5 protein-coding genes are annotated in these 22,315 nt (G+C 35.2%); all 5 read left to right on the top strand.

The window, feature by feature from the left end; all coding sequences use genetic code 11:
* Window positions 1-301 precede the first annotated feature (301 nt).
* Window positions 302-757: a hypothetical protein gene (locus OZP08_RS03320; RefSeq protein ID WP_268848345.1), complete on the top strand. Its 456-nt coding sequence runs from the start codon at window positions 302-304 to the stop codon at window positions 755-757.
* A 131-nt stretch (window positions 758-888) separates the two neighbouring features.
* Entirely contained in the window at window positions 889-2,178 is a 1,290-nt protein-coding gene (locus OZP08_RS03315) for a hypothetical protein (RefSeq protein ID WP_268848344.1), read from the top strand.
* 116 nt (window positions 2,179-2,294) lie between these two features.
* A complete protein-coding gene (locus OZP08_RS03310) occupies window positions 2,295-3,818 on the top strand; it encodes a T9SS type B sorting domain-containing protein (protein WP_281322981.1) in 1,524 nt (507 codons plus the stop codon).
* Between the two features lie 99 nt (window positions 3,819-3,917).
* Window positions 3,918-7,877, top strand: coding sequence for a PorP/SprF family type IX secretion system membrane protein (locus OZP08_RS03305; protein ID WP_281322980.1), 3,960 nt, complete (start codon window positions 3,918-3,920; stop codon window positions 7,875-7,877).
* Between the two features lie 294 nt (window positions 7,878-8,171).
* Entirely contained in the window at window positions 8,172-22,298 is a 14,127-nt protein-coding gene (locus OZP08_RS03300) for a T9SS type B sorting domain-containing protein (protein WP_281322979.1), read from the top strand.
* Window positions 22,299-22,315: the final 17 nt, after the last annotated feature.

Here is a 22,315-nt window from a genome sequence, read left to right as displayed (position 1 = left end):
TGTTATAGTATTGAAGCAATAAAACATGTGTTGATAACTTTTGTATTAAATAATTTACTAATTGATAAATGTTTATTTTTTTAAGTGTTTTTTGAAAGAAAATATGTGTTTTTAATTAATTTTTTGCTATTATTTATTTTAAAATATTTAATAATTTAACCGATAAAGTGTTGATTTTACTCGGCATAACGCAGAATTTGGCTTGATTTTATCTTAAAATTGGTTTTAAAATATTATTTAGAACTTGCAAATTCAAAATATTTGTATATTTTTGTTTTATTAATTAAATTTTATCAATGATATGAAAGGGAAATTTATTTTTTTCAGTATTTTTATGTTAGCATTTAGTACTACAGTGACAGTTAAGGCACAGGCCAAAAACCCAAATATGCCAAAAAGTATTATTAGCACGAGCGCTGCAATTCGTACTTACTATGATGACAAAACGCTGAGAGCAATGTCAAAAGGGGAATTGGTAGAATTATACATCGAGCGTATGAAGGTTGTTGTAAAAACATTGCCATATATCGCTTTGGCAACAAAACCAGGTGTTACCTTGACTGATCTTGGAATTCCAGCTGACGAAGTAAATAAAAAAGCATTAGATTTAGAAACTGAAGCAACAAATGTTTACTTAGAAGTAACAGTAGATTTTTTAAGAAAAATGCTACCTTATTCTGACAAAGGACAATTGGTGACTATGGTTTTATTCTACGAGCAAACTTTGAAAGCTTTGCATGAAGTGGAACATGAATAAAAATTAAAGTTTTTTAGAAAAGATGTAAAAATCTTACTCTAAGATTGACCCTTAACTCTATATATGAGTTTATAAGCTCTTCACCTACAAGAGACTACCAAAAAACACAATTTAACACACCCCCCAAACCTATGAAAAATTTACTACTTATTATATGGGTTTTCCTTTCGGTTGTTTGCAATGTAAATGCACAACAAGAGAAAGGAATAATTGGATCAAGCAACTGGTTGAACAACTGGACAGAATTTAAACCAGGTAAATCAGATTACGGAGAAGCGACTCAGATTCTCGCTGGTAATATTGCTGAGAATACTAAATTGACCAAGAAAGATGTTTACATTATACAAGGAAATGTATATGTGACTAATAATGCAGTACTTACTATTGAACCAGGTACAGTAATTATTGGTGATTCAGAATCAAAAGGAACTTTGGTTATTACTAAAGGAGCTCAATTGATTGCGGAAGGTTTGGAAACAGATCCAATTGTTTTTACTTCAAATAAATCGCTTAAAAAAGCTGGTGATTGGGGAGGTATTGTAATGCTTGGTGATGCTCCAATTAATAAATTCGGATCATATTCTTCTATTAATAGTTATGACTTAGATCCTTCATTAACTACTTATGGAGGTTCAAATCCAGCAAGCTCTTCAGGAGTTTTAAAATTTGTTAGAATCGAATATGCTGGTAAAAAACCAAGAGGTTCTGAAAATTTTAATGCTCTTTTGTTAGGAGGAATTGGAAACAAAACAATTTTAGAAAACATTATGGTAAGCTTTGCTGCTGGAGATTCTTTTGAAGTTCTTGGTGGTGAGCCAGTGATGTCTAAAATGGTTTCTTATAAATCTAACGGAGTAGATTTTAAATTTACTTTGGGAGCACAAGTTAAAATTGATAACTCTTTAGCAGTAAGATCTTCTTATTTAACTGGTAGTAGTGGTTCTCGTTGTTTAGATGTTTCTTCTTATATTAAAAAAGAAGAAGTAGATTTTACAAAAAAGCAAACACTTGTTACAGCGACAAACTTGACTTTGGTTAATGATAGTGAAAATATTGATGCTGATATTAAAGCAGGTTTAATTAAAGAAGCTGTTTACGTAAGTGAAAATTCTTCTTTGGTTTTACGTAAAAGTGTAATTTCAGGTTTTAATCCAGCAGTAGTTCTAGATAGCAAAATTGAAATTAACGATAAGAACCTTAAAAAGATTCGTATTGAGGAAATGTACTTAAATTTCTGTAATGGAAATATATTTTCAGAAGGATCTGATAATAATGAAGATTTAGAAGGTTATTACGGTAATAGTGTTTTCTTTAATTTGTATTCTAAAACTACAAATTTAGAAACGTTCAATGACTTCGCAAATCCTAAAAGACCAGATTTTAGATTAGCTCTTTCTAAATTCACAGCTTCTTCAAAATAAAATTAAAGTTATAATGACCTTTAATTCTAAAATGAAAGTAAAACCTTAGCAAAGGTTTTGCTTTCATTTTATTACTTAAAGTAGTCGTTAATTTTTAGTTTTAAATGCTATTCAATATGTCAAGTAAAGCCCCCTCTTTTTTTTCTTCAGATATTTTTTTAAATTTTTTGATGCTGTTGATTCTGCCTTCAGCGTTTTTTGTGTATTCACAAACAATTAACCCTATAAAATTACCATTCGATAGAATTTGTGCTGGTGGACCACATCCTTCGATTGCAGGTCAAGTTTTTAATGAGTATCAAGCTTCTTTTAAGGTTAGTGGTTTTGATCCTAGTGTAAGCTTTGTTGTAGAACTTTCCGATCCCTCAGGATCTTTTACAACTCCAATTGCAACTACTGCTTTACCACCTTTGGCAGGAACACCTCCAGATACAGCAACAGATAAAACGCTTACATTTGCAGTACCTACTAATTTAGTAGGTTCTAATACCTATCAATTGAGAGTTAAAAGTTCTAGTGGAGTAGTAAGTTCTAGTTTTAATATTAATGTTCCGGGTAGTGATAAAAATCTTCCTGCGTATTTTAAAGCTTATAACGGCTCTTTTTTCATTAATGATAAAAAGAATGCTGTAAGTTATTGTAATGGTGGTAGTGTTACTCTAACGATATATAACCCAACTCCTTCTACTCCTGAATCCTCACCTGCAAATTACCCACAATTAAAATATAAGTGGTATCAGAATGATCAATTGGTGCAAAACCAATCTGGGAATTCTTTAGTAGTAAGTTCGGAAGGAGTTTATTATGCTGAATTAGATTATGGTTCTTGTTCTGATGTTAATTTTAGTTCACAGCGTGTAACCGTAACTGGTGTAACCGGAAGTGTGGCGTCTATTAGTTCAAGCTCAGGTAATCCTTTTTGTGCTAGTTCTGGAAATTCTACTTTAACAGCTACTTCTGGAAATACGTATGTATGGAAAAAAAATAATGTTATTATTGCTGGTGCTACTGCTCAAACGTATGATACCAATTTACCAGGTAATTATACTTGTGACGTTGACTTTGGTGGATGTAAATCAACTGGGTCTATAGATTTAAAAGTATTTGAAATTAATAGCACAATTTCTGGTGTTGATGTTGATAAAGTGAATAGAATAGCTGAAGGAGAGAAATTATCCGTTACAACAACTACAAATGCTGTTTCGCCAAGTTATCAATGGCTTCTTAATGATGTTATCATTCCTGGTGAAACCAAAAGTTCATTAGATGTTACAGCTCAAGGGAAATATAAAGGGATTATTACACAAACTTCGGGATGTCAAATAAAAAATGAATTCCTTTTTGAAGTGTCTTATCAAACAAACTATAATGTGTCACAAATATCGAATATAGTTACTCCTAATAATGATGGTATTAATGATACTTGGATTATTCCTGATCAATATATTAGTGGGACTAATACCCAAGTTATGATATTAAATTCATCAGGTAAAATAGTTTTCCAAACTGATAATTATGATAATTACAATGGTTGGCCACAAACCCCTATTGAATTCAGTAATTTCAATCCTGTTTACTATTATATAATTACTCCTTCTGGTCAATCTGCCAAAAAGGGTTCAATAACTCTTGTGAAATAATATGAAATGAGCATCAATTTAATTTTGTTGTAAAACAAAATATAATATGCGAATTACTTTCGATAGTTATTAGGACTCCAAAAACAATATTATCTACGTATGAAAAATTTTCTTTTAAGTGTTTTCTTTTTTTTCTGTTCCATTCAAGTTTTCTACTCACAAAAAGAAGATGGAGCAGTATCTTTTGTTATTCCTCCCGGAAACTCTTTGAAATTTAATTCATTTACAATCAATCCTACTTTTAGTTTTGTAAGACAGCAAAGTGCTTATATTACACTTTTTAACAAAAGTCAATGGACAGGATTTGAAAATGCGCCCAAAACTTATTTATTAAGTTATTCAGGACGTTTTAAAGAAAATGAAGGTATAGCTTTGGGCGTTTTTAAACAAGATTATGGTGTATTAACCACTTTTGGTCTTATGACCAATTTTGCCCATAATATCCTTCTTCAAGAAGATAATAATTTGACATTTGGAATTAATTTAAGTGCTTATAAAAGCGGTTTGAATAGTGGGAAAATAGTTTCTAATTTCCCAGATCCTTCTCTGGATAATATCCCTTCCAATACTTTGTTAGCTATTTCACCTGGGGTTAACTATGGTACGACTTATTTTGATTTTGGTCTTGCTTATAATAATTTAGTAACATATAATTTTAATTCAGGTGTTTTAAAAGACGATCCTAATAGTGGGTTAGAAGCTCATGTTATGTATACAGGATTCCTTGATTCATATGGTTTTTTCGACAAAAGTAAGTTTTCAGGTCTCGTAAAAACCGAATTATATAAAGAACAGACGATTATTTCAGGATCGGCAATGTTTGCGATTCCTAAAGGTATTTGGGCCCAGGCTGGATATAATTCTGTTTTAGGAATATCAGCTGGGCTAGGTTTTAATATTACTCCAAAAATCGCATTAGAATATTCATACGGAATGGGCTTAGGAGATATTTCAAACCTTGGTGCATCACATATTATTGTTTTAGCATATAAATTGAAAAACAATAATTATGATTATGGAGATGATGAAGAGGAAGGAGCTATTTTTACACCTACAGAAGTTCGTAAAACGGTACCTGCAAAAGCTAAAACAGATACAAAAGAAGTTGCTGCAGCGAAAGCACAAGCTACAGCTGAAGCAAAAGCCAAACTAGCCGCTGCTGCAAAAACAAAAGCTGATGCTCAAAAGGCGGCTGCAGAAAAAGCAAAACTTGCTGCTGATGCCAAGGCGAAGTCAGATGCTGAAGCTGTTATTGCTAAAAATAAATTAGCAGCAGATGCTAAAGCAAAATCGGATGCCGCAGCAGCACAAATTGCAGCTAATAAAAAATCAGAAGCTGCCGTTGCAAAAGCAAAACTAACAGCCGATACAAAAGCGAAAGCAGATGCAGATGCTGCTGCAAAATTAGCTGCTGAGGCTAAGGCTAAATCGGATGCTCAAGCTAAATTAGCGGCTGACAATAAAGCTAAAGCAGATGCTGCTGCTCAAGCTAAAGCAGAAGCTCAAGCTAAACTAGCAGCAGACAATAAAGCGAAAGCCGATGCTGCCGCTCAAGCTAAAGCAGAAGCTCAAGCTAAACTAGCAGCAGACAATAAAGCGAAAGCTGATGCTGCCGCTCAAGCTAAAGCAGAAGCCCAAGCTAAATTAGCCGCTGACAATAAAGCGAAAGCCGATGCAGCCGCTCAAGCCAAAGCTGAAGCTCAGGCAAAATTAGCTGCAGATGCAAAAGCAAAATCGGATGCTGAGGCTCAAGCAAAAGAAGCGCAAGCTAAATTAGCAGCAGATGCGAAGGCTAAAGCTGATGCACAAGCAAAACTTTTAGCTGATTCAAAAATTAAAGCAGATGCAGATGCTCAAGAAGCCTTAGCTGCCAAAGCTAAAGCCGAAGCTCAAGCAAAAGAAGCACAAGCTAAATTAGCAGCAGATGCGAAAGCCAAAGCTGATGCGCAAGCAAAACTTTTAGCTGATTCAAAAATTAAAGCGGATGCAGATGCTCAAGAAGCCCAAGCTGCCAAAGCTAAAGCAGAAGCTCAAGAGAAAGAAGCCCAAGCGAAATTAGCAGCAGAAGCTAAAATTAAAGCTGATGCTAAGGCTAAAGAGGAAGCCGAAGCTCAAGCGAAACTAGCAGTAGAAGCTAAAGCAAAAGCAGATGCAGAGGTTCAAGCTAAATTAGCTGAAGAGGCCAAAGCAAAAGCCGACGCTGAAGCTAAAGTTAAAGCAGATGCAAAGGCTAAAGAGGAAGCAGAAGCTAAAGCCAAACTAGCTTCAGAAGCCAAAGTTAAAGCTGATGCTGAAGCAAAATTGATTGCAGATGCGAAGGCTAAAGAAGCAGCAGAGACTAAAGCAAAACTAGCTGCAGAAGCCAAAGCCAAATCAGACGCTGAAGCAAAATTGATTGCTGATGCGAAAGCTAAAGCAGATGCAGAGGCTAAGGCGAAACTAGCTGCAGAGGCTAAAGCTAAAGCCGACGCCGAAGCAAAATTGATTGCAGATACGAAGGCCAAGGAAGAAGAAGCTAAAGCAAAACTAGCTGCAGAGGCCAAAGCGAAAGCCGACGCTGAAGCAAAATTGATTGCTGATGCGAAAGCTAAAGCAGATGCAGAGGCTAAGGCGAAACTAGCTGCAGAGGCCAAAGCTAAAGCCGACGCCGAAGCAAAATTGATTGCAGATACGAAGGCTAAGGAAGAAGAAGCTAAAGCAAAACTAGCTGCAGAGGCCAAAGCGAAAGCCGACGCTGAAGCAAAATTGATTGCAGATGCTAAAGCCAAAGCAGATGCAGAGGCTCAAGCGAAACTAGCTGCTGAAGCCAAAGCTAAAGCCGACGCCGAAGCAAAATTGATTGCAGATGCTAAAGCCAAAGCAGATGCAGAGGCTCAAGCGAAACTAGCTACAGAGGCCAAAGCTAAAGCCGACGCAGAAGCTAAAGCGAGACTAGCTGCAGAGGCCAAAGCTAAAGCTGATGCAGAAGCACAAGCAAAACTTGCTGCTGAGGCTAAAGCCAAAGCGGATGCTGCTGCTCAGGCCAAACTAGCAGCCGAAGCAAAAGCTAAAGCGGATGCTGATTCAAAATTAGCTGCGGAAGCAAAAGCAAAAGCAGATGCTGCTGCTGAACAAGACAGAATTGAAGCTGCTGCCGCTGCCAAACTAGCTGTTGAAGCACTTGCAAAAGCAAAAGCTGATGCTATGCCTAAAGATGAGTATGGCAAATCGATGGATAATATAACTAAAACATTAGAGGATTCTAAAAAGAAACAACAGCAGTTACTTAATAGATTAGATGCTTCTGTGGCCAATAAAGAAAAAGCTTTAAGAGAGTTAAAAGAAGAAAATGACTTAAGCGATAAAGGTGTTGTAAAAACAACTGTTGAGTTCAAGAGCACATCTGCTGAAAATAGTGAGTTAGAATCTATAAGAGCTCAAATTGCTGAAGTGAATAGAGCACAAAATGAGTCTTTAGCTGAGTTTAACAGACTTTATAATGAAAGACTTAAAAAGGTTCCAAATAAGAATGATTTGATTAATCAAAATTATTTAAAAACTATTGAAAATTTAAAAGCTGAACAAGCAAAAGCTGAAGAATCAAATGCAGCTTTAATTAGAAACTTAGAGCAAATTAAAATACAAACTGAGATTGAGAAAAAACGTAGAATCAAGCGTGCAGCCTCATTGAATGATCAAGATAGATATGCTCAGGATTTAGCTACTTTAAAAAGATTAAAAGAAACAACAAAAGTTAGTAGTGTTCCTCTTAAAGCAGAAGATTTTGATTTTGGAGACAAGCAATCTAATATGCAGATTATCAAGAATAATAAAAATGTTGAGAGTGGTTATTATTTAATTCTTGCTGTACATAGTGATGCACAAAAAAGAGATACTTTTGTAACCAAAACATTGTCAGCAGGACAAAAAGATGTGAATTTCTTCTATGATGCGAATTCAAGTAAATATTTTATTTACGAAGCGATGTTTGATAATCTAGAAGAGGCAACAAATGCATTAGGAGAAAAAGGTAAAAAACCATACAACGGTAAGATGGTAATTGTTAAGATTGAAAAATAATTATTAAGTTATTGGTTTGTTTAAAAAAAAAATAAAAATAGTATACGAAATTGTGATAAATAGTATACTTTCGCGTCTTAACTTATGTTTTGTAGTAAAAATAATCGTGTAGTATTTTTATGAAATTATAAGTAAAAGCATATCAGAATATTATATTATTTTTTGTTGTTTTCTAGGAATAGGAATCAATTTATAAACGTTATTAGATTTAAAATTTAATTAAAAATGATTTTCTTTTAAGACATTCTTTTGCCCCAAAGAATGTTTTAAAAGGTTTTCTGTAATATTACATATATGAAAAAACCTACTTTTTCTAAATTTGTTATTTTCACTTCATTATTTTTAATGAATCTTACTTTATTCGCTCAGAACGATAAAGCTTTTGGAGTTCGATTTGATAAAGATGTTCAAGGTGATATGTTACTGATCGGTAATAATATTCTGAGTCAGGACAACAATAATTATAATAACGACGGCGAGTACAATTCTAATATCGATATGAAATATGTCGATGTTGATAGTGACCCAACTACATTTAGCTCTAGTAGCGCCAAATTAGATATTCCTAATAAGGGTTGTGCTAAAGTACTTTATGCAGGTTTATACTGGAGCGCAATTCTTCAAGATGGTGATCGAAGCACCATAAACTCAGTAAAATTTAAAACCCCAACAGGAGGATATAACAATATAACTGGTCAAATAATTTGGGACGCAGATGCCAAACCGGTTGCATCAAATAAGCCATATGTTTGTTATGCAGATGTAACTAATTTGATGGATGCAATGAACCCTAACGGGGAATATACAGTCGCGAATGTTGTTGCTGGTTTGGGTTTCAATGGGGGAACAGGAATGTCTGCAGGTTGGTCGCTTTATATTGTTTATGAAGACTTAACCTTGACGAGTAAGTCAATTACTTCTTTTGATGGTTTTAGTGGTATTACAAGAAATACAGGAACATTAGACATTCCAATTACTGGTTTTAGAACTATACCTACTGGTCCTGTTAGAGCAAAAATAGCCTTTGCAGCTTTAGAAGGTGATAAACCTATCCCTGGTGATTATTTGCAAATTAATGGTAGTGCTATGAGTACTACAGAGAGACCTGCAGATAATTTCTTTAATAGTACTGTTACAGATTTAAATGGTTTATATACTAATAGAACCCCTGCAAGTAGTAATACTTTAGGATATGATGCAGGAATAATGAAGGTAAATAATCCAGCCACTAAAAAATATCCTGGAGGTTCGGTTATTAAGAATGATGATACAAGCGCAACAATAACACTAGGAAGTACACAAGATACCTATTTTTTCTATTTTACCGCTTTTGCTGTTGATATTATTGCCCCAAAAATTGTACTTACAAAAATTGTACAGGATAATTCAGGTAAAGATATTGGTAATACGAATGTTACCCTTGGAGATCAACTTAACTATGTTATCGGTTTTCAAAACGTAGGAAATGATGACGCAAAGTCTCTAACAATTCGAGATGTATTGCCAATAAATATTATTTTTAACTATCCTGCAGATTTAACAGCATTACCAACTGGTGTAACAGTGAAGAGCTACAATGCTGCAACAAGAGAGATCATTTTTGATATTGATAAAAGCGTGGTAGAAGTTGGGGATGCTGCTTTAGAAATCCGTTTCAAAGTAAAAGTAGTACCTAGTTGTAATATGTTAAGCGATGCTTGCTCGAACAGTATTGATAACACAGCATATGCTACTTATAAAGGAACATTAAATCCTGATTTTATACTTACTGATGATCCAAGTGCTAATACTAATACAGGTTGTTTATTAGTTAAAAAAGCAACCAATTTCTTAGTTGGGATAGATGATTGTAAGTTTACCAAAAATGAAATTTTATGTGGTGCAACAGTAACTTTAAAAGCGGCCAATGGATATAATAGTTATTCATGGTCTTCAAGCCCAACAGGTACACCAGTATTAGGAACAGGTCAAACTCTTACTGTTTCTAAAGTAGGAACTTATTATGTACATGATACAGCAGTTGCTCCATGTTTGTCAATTGATGAAACAGTTACAGTAACTTCTTTTGGAGGGATTGTTAATAATCCTGTTATTCCTTTTGCAGATCAAGTAGTTGTTTGTACTAGTGATGGAAAAAAATTACCTAATATATTTTTATGTGGAGCAAATGCTTCCAAATTAATTCAAACCAATATTTCTGATGGTTCTACCATTGTTTGGGAAAAATTGAATGAAAATGGAACTTGTCCTGCAGCAACTAGTACTACACTATGTGCTAACGAAAGTGCTTCTTGTTCTTGGACACAGGTGGCTACTGGACCAGATTATTTAGCAAATACTTCAGGGCAATTTAGGTTAACATTAACTTATCCGGGCGGATGTTTTAATCGTTTTTATTTTAATGTTTTTCAAAATTTATTAAACCCAACTGCTACTTCAACAGATATCTATTGTAATACTCCAGCAAAAATTACTATTGGAGGTGTAGGTGCTGGTTATGAATATAGTTTAGATGGAGTTACTTACCAATCGAGTAATGTATTCCCTAATGCTTCTTTTCCTGTTGTTACTGCAGGTTTACACACAGTTTATATTAGACAAACAGGTGTGACTAATGGATGTGTTTTTGAAGTAAAAAATATTCAAATCCTTGATAAGGTTTTAAAAGTTAACACAACAAAAGTTGTTCAACCACTTTGTTTTGGCTCTAAAGGTTCAATCAAAGTAGGAGCGAACGATGTAAAAGGACAATATACTTATACTTTATATAAGAATGGTGTGTTTGTAAGTACATCAGGACTTACGAATGCTCTTGATTATGAATTTTTAAATCTGGATGGAGGTACAACGACTCCTTTGGCACCAATACAATATAGAATTGATGTTACTACAGACAATGGTTGTTCAGATTCTGTAACAGTAGATTTAATTATGCCGGATCCAGTGACAGCTTCAGCTGCATTAACGAAGCCATTTACTTGTAATGATGGAGAAATTACAGTAAATGCAGCTGGTGGTACTAAACCTTATTTTTATTTTGTAAATAGTTCTACAGTTTTTCAAACTGTGCCGCAAATAGTGGTGACTAACCCTTTACCTGCTGGTGGAGTTTATAATATTGATGTTGTAGATGATAACGGATGTAAAGCTCAGACATCAATTACGGTTAACAATATCCCTAAGCCAGTTTACACAGTTACGAAAACAGATGTAAAATGTTATGGTGATAATACAGGAAGCATTCAGTTTAATGTGACGAATGCTAATGGATATACATTAATGTATAGTATTGATGGAGGTGTTACTTATTCTGCTTCTAATGTTTTTTCTAATTTGGTAGCCGGTACGGTTTATACTCCACAAATAAAATATTCATTAGGAGGAGTAGACTGTATTGATAGTAAACCAACTATTACTTTAACAGAGCCTGCAGCTCAATTAACAGCATCGGCAGGTGTATCTGAATTGGCAGGATGTGGAGATGGAGTTATAGTGCCTAAGAATAATGGTAAAATACGTATTACAAATGTACAAGGAGGTACGCCAACTTATGAATACAGTTTTGATAATCAAGTATCATGGATTGGAACTAATGAGGCTTATAAAGCTCCAGGTACTTATACAGTATATGTAAGAGATTCTAATAAATGTATTTTTTCTGCAAGTGTTACCATAGATCCAGAACCAGTGGCACCAGTTATTGATGTTGCTACTCCTGTTGATTTTAATTGTGACGGTACAGCTACAAGTACAGTAATTGTAAACAATCCTGGAACGGCATCATTTACTTACAAATATTATTTAGATGGTGTATTAAATCCAAATACTCCTGCAAATAAATTTTTGAATGTACTACCTGGAACTCATGCAATTCGTGTAGAATATTCAGTAAATTCAGTGCCTACTTATAGTAACTTGTTAAAAGAAACTTTTGGATCGGGTAACCCAACCTTATCTCCAGGTATTGCAAGTGCATATTGTTTTAACGACCAAAGAGTAAATGCACCTTATTTATGTGGTACTCGTTCAATTGAAGATAACCAATATTCTGTGGCAAATGATTTTTGGAGAGGAGATGATCCTAGCGGAACAAATGTAGGTGCATGGTATCATTTTAAAGACCATACATCAAATGGAACTGATCCAAAAGGTCGCTTTTTAATAGTAAATATTGGTGGAGCGGCAGGAGCAAATGGTATTCTTTATAGTAAAGTTATTAATGACATTATACCTAATCAACCTGTTATAGTTGAAGCTTATTTATCCAATCTTTTAAGACTAGGTTTTAATGGAGGTGCAGATCCAAGTTTCTCTTTTGAATTAGTGGATAGTACCGGAAAAGTTGTTGCTCAACAGCCACCAATTCCTCCAACTCCTAATCCAACAGGAATTCCAGCGATTCCAACTATACCTCGTTCAAATAATTGGGAATTAAGAACAGTTTCTTTGAACCCAGGATTCAATACTACTTTGACATTCAATGTTAGGTCAGGAAGTACAGATTATAGCGGGAATGACGCAGTTATAGATGATATTACAGTATATCAATTACCTAAAGCTTGTGCAACTATTAAGGATTATACTATAGTAGTGCCTACAGGAAAAGCATTCTCTGCTGCTATTACGGGTCATAAAGATGTTACTTGTAATAATTTAAAAGATGGAGAAATTACTATTTCTGCTCAAAATTTTGATACTGTAAAAGGTTTTCAGTATTCTTTAGATAATGGAACCACTTGGAATACGTCACTTACTTCACCAAAAGTGATTACAGGATTAGACTCAGGTACTTATTCTATTTCAATACGCCCAGATGCTACTTCATCTGCAGCATGTACTAAACCATTTACACAAGAAATCAAGAAACCTGCTGCGATAATGACCGTAGTTACCGTGCCAGTATTAGCTACTTGTACAACAGGAGCTACTATTGAAACTAATGCTTCTGGTGGAACTGCAGCTTATCAATACGAGTTAAGAAAAGCTGACGGTATTACTGTTGTTGCACCTTATCAAGCGAGTAATCAATTTACTAACGTGCCGGTTGGAAGTTACACGGTTTTTGTTAAAGATGCCAATCTTTGCGTAAATCCAGTAGGAGCTACAGTAGATGTGTTAGCACCACCAACATTAACTGCAACTTTAGATACAGGTACTGATTTATGTTATGATACAGTAAATAAAGCAACTTTTGTGGTTAAAGTAACCGGAGGTGTTGGGCCATTTACTTATAAATTAGATACTAATGCCGCTCAAAACAGCAATACTTTCAACAATGTCGGACCAGGTCTTCATACTATTTTAGTTACCGATGCAACTACAAATTGTACTGCAAATGTAATATCAGTGACAATTGAACCTGAATTAAAATTAACGGCTACTTTAGGACAAGATTTAACCTGTTTGGTCGATGCTTCTATGACTACTACTATTGTGGGAGGAAATGGAGCTCCTTATACCTATACAGTTTCTCATAATGGAGGTGCACCAACAACCGTAGCTTCTTTCCCTTACATGGTTTCGGTTTCAGGAACTTATGTGTTTACTGTTACAGATAGCAAAGGCTGTTCAGCAACTAGTAATACAATAACGGTTACTCCAAAAACAACTCCAACATTACTATTTAAAAGCACGGATATTACTTGTAATAATGCTAATGATGGTACAATTACAGTTACAGCAAGCAATGGATTTACATCAAGCTATACTTATGCGATTAAATTAAATTCGGCTGCAGCTTATACTACTCAGACCACTAATAAATTTACAGGTCTAGCAGCTGGAACGTATAATATCAAAGTAATTGATAGTAAAGGTTGTGAATCTGCGGTTACTGATGTTACTATTGTGAATCCAGCTATAGTTGGGGTTTCGGCAGTAGTTACAACTCCATTTAGCTGTAGTGCTACGAATACAAAAGTTGCCGCAGTTATTACTGTAACTGGGTCTGGAGGATCAGGAACTTTCACTTATAGTTTCAATAATGGAACTTCATATAGTTCGGCTAATACTTTGACTGTAAATGATAATGGAAGTATTCAATCATTTGATATTATTGTAAAAGATAATAAAGGTTGTTTATCTTCTGTACAACATATTGATTTAGCACCATTAAATCCACCAACAGATTTGACATTTGCTAACGCAGCTGTAACATGTACTGCGCCTACTACAAAGGTTACACTTACGGCTACGAATGGAGTGGCAGCTTTACAATATGAGACTATCGCGCCTTCGGTAGTAATTTTACCAAAGCAAAGTTCAAATGAGTTCCCAGGATTAGCTCCAGGTAATTATACATTTAGAGTAACAGATGCTAATGGTTGTTACTATACTGAGTCATACATAGTAAAAGCAGTTACACCAATTACTGCTTCGGCAACGAAATTGAAAGATATTGATTGTTTTGGAAACACTACAGGTTCAATTCGCTATAATGTGGGTGGATTTACAACTTATAGTTATAGTGTTAATGGAGGTACAGCGGTAACAGGACAAACGGCTGCAACATTTACATTACCAAATCTAGGTGCAGCTACTTATAATGTGGTTTTCACTGATGAAACTACTGGCTGTACAGCTTCAACATCAACAACTATAACGCAACCAACAGCAGCTTTAGCAGCAACTTATGTAACTATAAATGCAAATTGTAATGTTGCAACTTCAAAAGTAACAGTAAATGTAACTCCAGGAACTGGAACACCAGGTTATACTTATTCATTTAATAATAGTAATGTTACTGCGGGTACATATGTAGCTTCTAATGTGGCTAATTTAAGTCCTGCGCTTACTTGGTATGCTTGGGTAAAAGATGCTAATGGATGTACAGTTACACTACCATTAACTTTGGTTAAAGATTCTGCACCAACAGCTGTTACTGCAACTGCTACAGGACAATGTTTAGGAGTAGGTAGTTATACTATTACTGCTACAGTTACAGGTGGAACAGGAGCTTTATTATATAGTATTGATAATGGTGCTTCTTGGCAATCAGGAAATACTTTTGTTGTTACAGCTGCGGGTACTTATACTATTAGAGTAAAAGATGCTAATGGCTGTACAAAAGACAGTAATCCAATAACTGTTGCATCACAATTGACTTTGACTGCTGTTTTAAATAAAGGTATTACTTGTAATCCTGCACCAACAGCTGCTCAAATAACTTTAACACCAACAGGAGGTGTAGGTGCATTTAGCTATGAATCTAAAGAAGCTCTTGGCGCATATACAGCTATGGGAAGTAATGTGTTTACTTCAGCAACAGCAGGTAGCTACACTTTTAGAGTTACAGATGCAACTACAGGATGTACTGCTCTAACTACTACACCGATAGTAACTACTACACCAATAAATCCTGATATTACGGGAGTAACGCAAACAGCATTTATTAACTGTAATACTGATAGGACTGCAGCAATTTCTATTGCCATTGATAATACTAAAGGACAAGCACCATTTGTATTTAATGTTAAGCAATATTCTGATTTAGCACACACTATCTTAGTTAATGACTTTGGTACTCAAACGTCTGGATTACCAGCAGGCTTTTACGTTGTAACCGTTACTGATGCAAAAGGTTGTATGGATACTGAGCCAATTACTATTGCAGAGCCTACTCCAATGGTTATTGATAAAACGGTTATTCCAATTCAATGTAATGGCTCAGGTATTTCTAAGGGATCTATTATTATAAATAAAATAACTGATGGAGTTAGTCCATTAGGAGGTACAGGAGGAACAGCTCCATATACGTATTATGTAACAGGAATTAATGGTTATAACCAGTCTGAACCTAATGCTTCAGGAACAACTTCTGTTACTTTCAATGTAGTAGATTTTGGATTGTATCAAATTAGAGTTGTTGATGCAAAAGGTTGTACTGTTATAGAGAAGGATGTTTTAGTCGCATCTCCACCAAATTCTTTAGGAATTACAATCAATCCTACTGTTACTTGTGCAACTGGAGGTTCAGCTATAGTTAAAATTACTTCTGCTTTTGCAGGTACAGGTCCATTCCATTTTAACATTTATAATGGTCCAGGTCAAGTTTGGACTGCAGACGGAACAGATGGGTGGCAAGGAGAAATGCCTGCCGGTAGTAAAGAGACTCTTTTTTCTCCTTTATTGCCTGGAGTAACCTATACTTTTATAGTTTATGATGAAAACACTAAATGTTATTATTATGAAACTGCTGCAATACCAGTACCATCAATTACTTCTCTTTCGGCTAACAATATAGTTCCGAAAAATATCACATGTAAAGGAAGTAATGACGGGAATGTATCTTTCGATATAACTAATGCAAGTGGAGCATCATTAGATTATACTTATGAAGTTTTTGAAGCATTTACAAACATATCTAAATATGTTTCTGGTACTTCTACTATTCCAGGTTCAAGTACTATTAACATTCCAAATATTCCTATAACTCTTGGGGTTGGTAGTTATTATGTTTATATAAAAGAAATGTCAGGCCCTAATAGTGGTTGTGGTAAGGCTTCGGCTAATTTTAATATTAATGAATCACCTACAGTATTAACAGTTACCGCTACAAAAACTAAAAATGTTAATTGTAATGAAGATGGTATAATTGCTGCACAACCACAGGGAGGTACTGCACCTTATACATATCAATATCTATTGGCTACTGATCCAGTACCTACAGCAAGTACTGGAGGTTGGACAGGAAATACAACTTTTGCAACAAGCGTAACAGGTAATTATATTGTTTATGTTAAAGATGCTTACGGTTGTATTAAACAAGATGCAGTAACGCTAGTTGCGGATGCTTTACCAACAATTAGTGCACCATCATCAATTTGTTATGATGGAGCGACTGCATTTACAATTAATTTATCATTAGTTTCTTCTGCAACAATATTGCCTGCAACTTATAGTGTTAATGGCAGTGCTTTTCAAACTTCACCAAACTTTACCTTCAATGCGTCAGGTACTTATAACCTGGTGATTAAAGATGGAAACGGTTGTACAGCAAATGTAGATTATGTTGTATATCCTAAGTTAGATTTATCGGCTACCTTGACTAAAGAATTAGATTGTACAGGTACACCAGATGCTATAATTACCTTGACTACAACAGGAGGTAATACGACTCCAACTGCTAATTATACTTATGAAGTTTCTTTTAACGGAGGTGGGTTTGCAGTAGTAACTAGTCCATATACAGCAACTACAGCTGGAACGTATGATTTCAGAGTAACTGATGCAAATAATACAACTCTATGTCAGGCTACTAAAAAATTTATTTTAGATCCGATACCAACTACAGTATTTACAACAACTCAGACCCATGTAAGCTGTAATGGCGATTCTGATGGAACTATCACAGTAAATGTTACAGCTGGTGAGGGACCTTACGAATATAGTTTAACAGATGGTGTAACAACAACACCATTCCAAACTGGAAACTCATTCACCGGTTTAAAGGCTGGAACTACCTATGTGGTATCAGTTCGTAATGTAAGAAACTGTGTGCGAAATTCGGCAGCTATTACGATTACTGAGCCTAATCCATTATTAGCAACATCTGCTATAACTACGCCATTAACTTGTGGTGCTGGTAATGTAGCACAACCTGCTACTGTTACCGTTACAGCTACACCAGGTACAGGAACGGCTCCTTATCAGTATAGTTTTGATGGAGGAACAAGTTATTCTTCTACAAATACTTATCAAACGTATGTTGGAATTACTTTTAATGTACTTGTAAAAGATGCTAAAGGATGTATTTATACTTTGGTAAATGGAGTAAATATTCCGGCTTTAGATCCGCCAACGCAAATGGATATTGCTGGGACACCAATATATTGTGTGGCTCCAAATACTACTAGTACTGTTACTATTAGTAATGTTATCAATGGAGTTGGGCCATTTACATATCAAATTATTTCGCCAGCAATTGTGAATAATGGTAACAATCCTATTTTCGCGGGATTAACTCCAAATACTTATACTTTCCAGGTAACAGATGCAAACAATTGTACTTATCAGGAAGCGTACACTGTTGATCCGGTAAACAATATTACGGTTGCTGGTAGAATCATTAGTAACGTGACTTGTTTTAATGCTGCTAATGGAGTTGCACAGTTTGATATCACTAACTTTACAGGAAACTACAACTATTTATTCGATGGTGTACCAGTTAATGGTGTAAATAATGCTCAATTAACATTCACCAATTTAGCACCAGGAGTACATACATTAGATGTTACAGATGCTATAACTGGATGTCAAAATACAGCTAGCGTAACTATAAGTCAACCTGCAGCTGCACTTGATTTTACAGCTACAGCTACAAATACTAATTGTAATAATGATAATGCTACTATTACAGTAACTCCAACAGGAGGAACAGCACCATATAAATATGCAGCTGTAATTGCTGGAAGTCCTGCCCCAACCGTATTTAGTACAAGTAACTTAATTACTGTTGATACAAATACTGGTGCAAATATGACTTGGGATGTATATGTTACTGATGCGAATGGTTGTCCGATCAATAAACCACAAACGATTCTATTGGATGCAAGTCCGTCATTAATTTCTGTGGCTCCATATAGCGAATGTCCAAACGCAATAACTGGTACTTATACGTTTACTGTAAATGTACCAACAGGAGTTGGTCCTTTTGAATACAGCATCGGTGGTGGTTTCCAAACCAGTCCAACTTTTGTTGTAAACGCACCAGGTAATTATAATGTTACAGTGAAAGATAAAAATGGTTGTACTACTACAGCTACGGCTTTAGTAACTATTCGTCAGCCGTTAATCTTAACTCCTGTAGTTACTACTCCACCTTCATGTTCAGATAATGATGGTGTAATATCTGTAAGTACTACAGGTGGATCAGGAAGTTATGTGTACAACATAGATGGTGGTGCTTTTGTAGCAGTTACCTCTTTTAGTAGTGTAATACCTGGAACTCATACTATTGGAGTTAAAGATACTGCTACTTTGTGTGAAGTTTATGTTCCAATTACTTTAAGTACTGCGACACGTATTACTGGTTTTGGTTTAACACAAACTGCTGTTACTTGTAACGGAGGAAATGATGGTACTATTACGGCTACTATGGCAACTCCGGCACCAGGCGTAAATGACAATCCTGTATATAGATATACTTTGAGTGGAACGACGGTAACAGGAACTGCGGTTAATGTGGGGCCACAAGATTTTCCTCTATTCAGCGGATTGAAAGCTGGAAATTATACTGTTGATGTGATTTCTGGAAGAAATTGTCCTGCTTCTTTGTCTATTACTGTTGGACAACCAGATCCAATTGATGTTCCAGCTCCTGCAGTAGTACAGTTTGCTTGTACATCTGGAAATACAGGTAACTTTGCTACTATAACAGTAAATGGAGTTACTGGTGGATCTGGAACGTATACAATTTACGAGTTCATTAAAGGGGCTACAGTTGTTCAAAGAGGAGCAAGTAATGTTTATATAATATCAGATTTATCTGGAGGTAATTATACGGTTAATGTTTATGATAACAAACGATGTATTGGATCTATCGCAACTCCAATAACAATTGCTCCTTTCATAGCATTAGATAAAATCAATGTAGCAATAACTAAGGCTATTACATGTAATAATCTTGAGGATATTAAGGTCACTGTAAACGCTACAGGAGGAACTCCTACTAATTTGGAATACACTTTGGTAGATGTTAATGCTACAACAGGTGTTAATGGTGGTTTGTATCCTTCACAAACAAATGCTACAGGTATCTTTACAGGATTACCAGTTGCAAATTACCTAATCACGGTGAAAAATCTTGATACAGGTTGTACTATGCAAGCTGCTCATTATGTAAACGAGCCAAATACTTTTGATCTTCTTATAGATAATATAGTAGATGTAACTTGTTTTACATATAAAAATGGAAGTGCTAATGTTACTTTTATAGATAGAGTAATTACTGCTACTGACCCGAATCAGGCTGGAGCATTTACGTATACTTTGGTTGATGCTTTAGGGAATGCTCTTCCTGGAGGTACATCTTCAAATGCGGGACCTGTTACGATTAGTAATTTAGGATCAGGAACTTATACAGTTACTGCTACTTTAACTAATTCTCCATTCTGTACATTTAGCAAAAACTTTACAATCTCTGGACCAGCAGCGGCTTTAGATGTAAGTAAAACATCTTATACAAGAATTACATGTGCATCAAATAATGACGGAACTATCTCAGCTACTGCTGTAGGTGGATGGCCAGGTGGTTATATGTATCAATTGGAATTAGTAGGAGGAACTGTAATCAGTAGATGGAGTACTGTTTCTGAATTTTCAAGATTGGGAGCAGGAAATTATATAGTAAAAGTTAAGGATAGTAAAGGATGTGAGGACACTGTTTCAGTAACATTATCTATTCCAACTCCAATTGCTTTCACAGCTACACCATCAACTACGTTATTAACATGTTTTGGAGATACTAATGCTTCAATTACTGTTAGTGCACCAACTGGTGGTCAAGGTTCTAATTATTTATATACTTTGAATACAACTTCGGTAACGCCAAATACATTCTCAGGACCTCAGGCTTCTCCTGTATTTGCTAATCTTGGAGCAGGAACTTATACTGTAACTGTTACTGATGGATTTAGTTGTAGTAAAACTTCTGCGCCAGTTGTAATAGCACAGCCTAGTATAGTAAAAGCTAGTTTAGTGGTGTCATCTACTCAAACTTGTACAGTTCTAACATCTCTTACCTTGAGTGCAACAGGTGGGACTGGATTATACAGTTATAGTACGACTCCTAATTTTGCGGTAACATTGGGCACTTTTGCTTCATCAGTTACATTTACTGTACCAACAGGAACGCACCGTTATTATGTAAAAGATGCTAATGGTTGTATCAGTATAGTATCTAACGATGTTACAATTGATCCATTAGTTCCATTAACTATCAAATTAGATGTTACTAATGCAGTTGTTAATTGTCGTGGAGATAAAACAGGTGTTATTGTTGCGACTGCAAATGGTGGTTTAGGTAATTATGTTTATACCTTACTTGACGATGCTACAAATACCCCAATTGCAGGTGCTGTTCAGACTTCGCCAGGTTACTTTACTCAATTGGCTTCTGGAACTTATAAAGTGAGAGTGGTGAGTCGTGATTGTAATACAACAACAGCTACCATTACGATTAAGGAACCTAATTTACCATTGATTGCTCCATTTACAGCAACTCCTGTTACTTGTAATGGTAATGGTGATGGTAAAGTAGTGATAAATGCATCTGGAGGAACTGGTATTATTAAATATGCGATTTCACCTAATTTAGATCAGTTCTTTGAGAGTAATACTTTCAATAAATTGAAACCTAATAATTACGATGTAATTGTTCAAGACGTTCTTGGTTGTTATGTTCGATTAAACTTTACTATAACTGAGCCTAATCCGATTGATGTTAGTACAGTGGCTAATTCTATTATTCCAGAAGTTTGTGTTGGAGATAAGAATGGTGCATTTAAGATTAATGTTACTGGAGGTGTTGCTCCTTATAATGTTGAGTTAGATAAACCAAGTACTGCAAATACTCAGAAAGGTACTGCAACTCAAACACAATTTGATTTTACTAATGGAATTACCGGAGGTGATCACATGGTTTATGTTACAGATATGAACGGATGTACCGCTGAATGGAAAGTATCATTGCCAAAAGCAATTAATCTTGATCCTAAAGCTGTAGTAACGTATGAATGTGATGTAAATACTCCAGGAAATAAAGTTACCGTGACTGTAGATCCTAGTAATACTGTTCCTTCTGAAATTGATTATATTATTGATGGAGTTAAGCCTTTCCAAGCGAGCAATGTATTTGCTAATGTGGCACCTGGATTGCATTATGTAGAGGCAAGACACACCAATGGTTGTATCCAAAAATTCAGTGGAATTGCAGTTGAAAAAATAGATCCTTTATCTCTTTCAATAGATCTTGGAGGATTAAATGAAATTGTAGCTACCGTTTCAGGTGGATCAGGTATTTACCAATTGACTGTTAATGGTGAACCAATGACTGCTCAAAACAAGTTCATTTACTTTAAGTCTGGAGATTATACAGTAGTTCTAACTGACAGTAATGGATGTACAGTATCTGCTACCAAGCATTTTGATTTTATTGATATTATAATACCGCCAATATTTACTCCAACTGGAGATAATACGAATGACACTTGGAAACCAACTAATACTGAAAATTATCCAGACATTAAGTTCATTGTTTATGATCGTTATGGACGTGAAGTAGGTGTTTTTGGAGCAGGAGAATCTTGGGATGGTAAGTACAACGGAACAGAGTTACCAATGGGTGATTACTGGTATGTATTGAAATTGAGACATTCTCAAGATGATCGTGAATTTATAGGCCACTTTACTCTATATAGATAACAATAGTGAAAGCAGTT

The organism is Flavobacterium aestivum, from assembly GCF_026870175.2.
Taxonomy (GTDB): Bacteria; Bacteroidota; Bacteroidia; order Flavobacteriales; family Flavobacteriaceae; genus Flavobacterium; species Flavobacterium aestivum.
Note: the sequence above shows the minus strand (reverse complement) of the source record. Positions and strands in the feature narration are given on the sequence as shown.

Excerpts from the sequence above, each read along its gene's own strand:
- OZP08_RS03320 (WP_268848345.1), top strand. The coding sequence starts at position 302 with ATGAAAGGGAAATTTATTTTTTTCAGTATTTTTATGTTAGCATTTAGT.
- OZP08_RS03315 (WP_268848344.1), top strand. The coding sequence starts at position 889 with ATGAAAAATTTACTACTTATTATATGGGTTTTCCTTTCGGTTGTTTGC.
- OZP08_RS03310 (WP_281322981.1), top strand. The coding sequence starts at position 2,295 with ATGTCAAGTAAAGCCCCCTCTTTTTTTTCTTCAGATATTTTTTTAAAT.
- OZP08_RS03305 (WP_281322980.1), top strand. The coding sequence starts at position 3,918 with ATGAAAAATTTTCTTTTAAGTGTTTTCTTTTTTTTCTGTTCCATTCAA.
- OZP08_RS03300 (WP_281322979.1), top strand. The coding sequence starts at position 8,172 with ATGAAAAAACCTACTTTTTCTAAATTTGTTATTTTCACTTCATTATTT.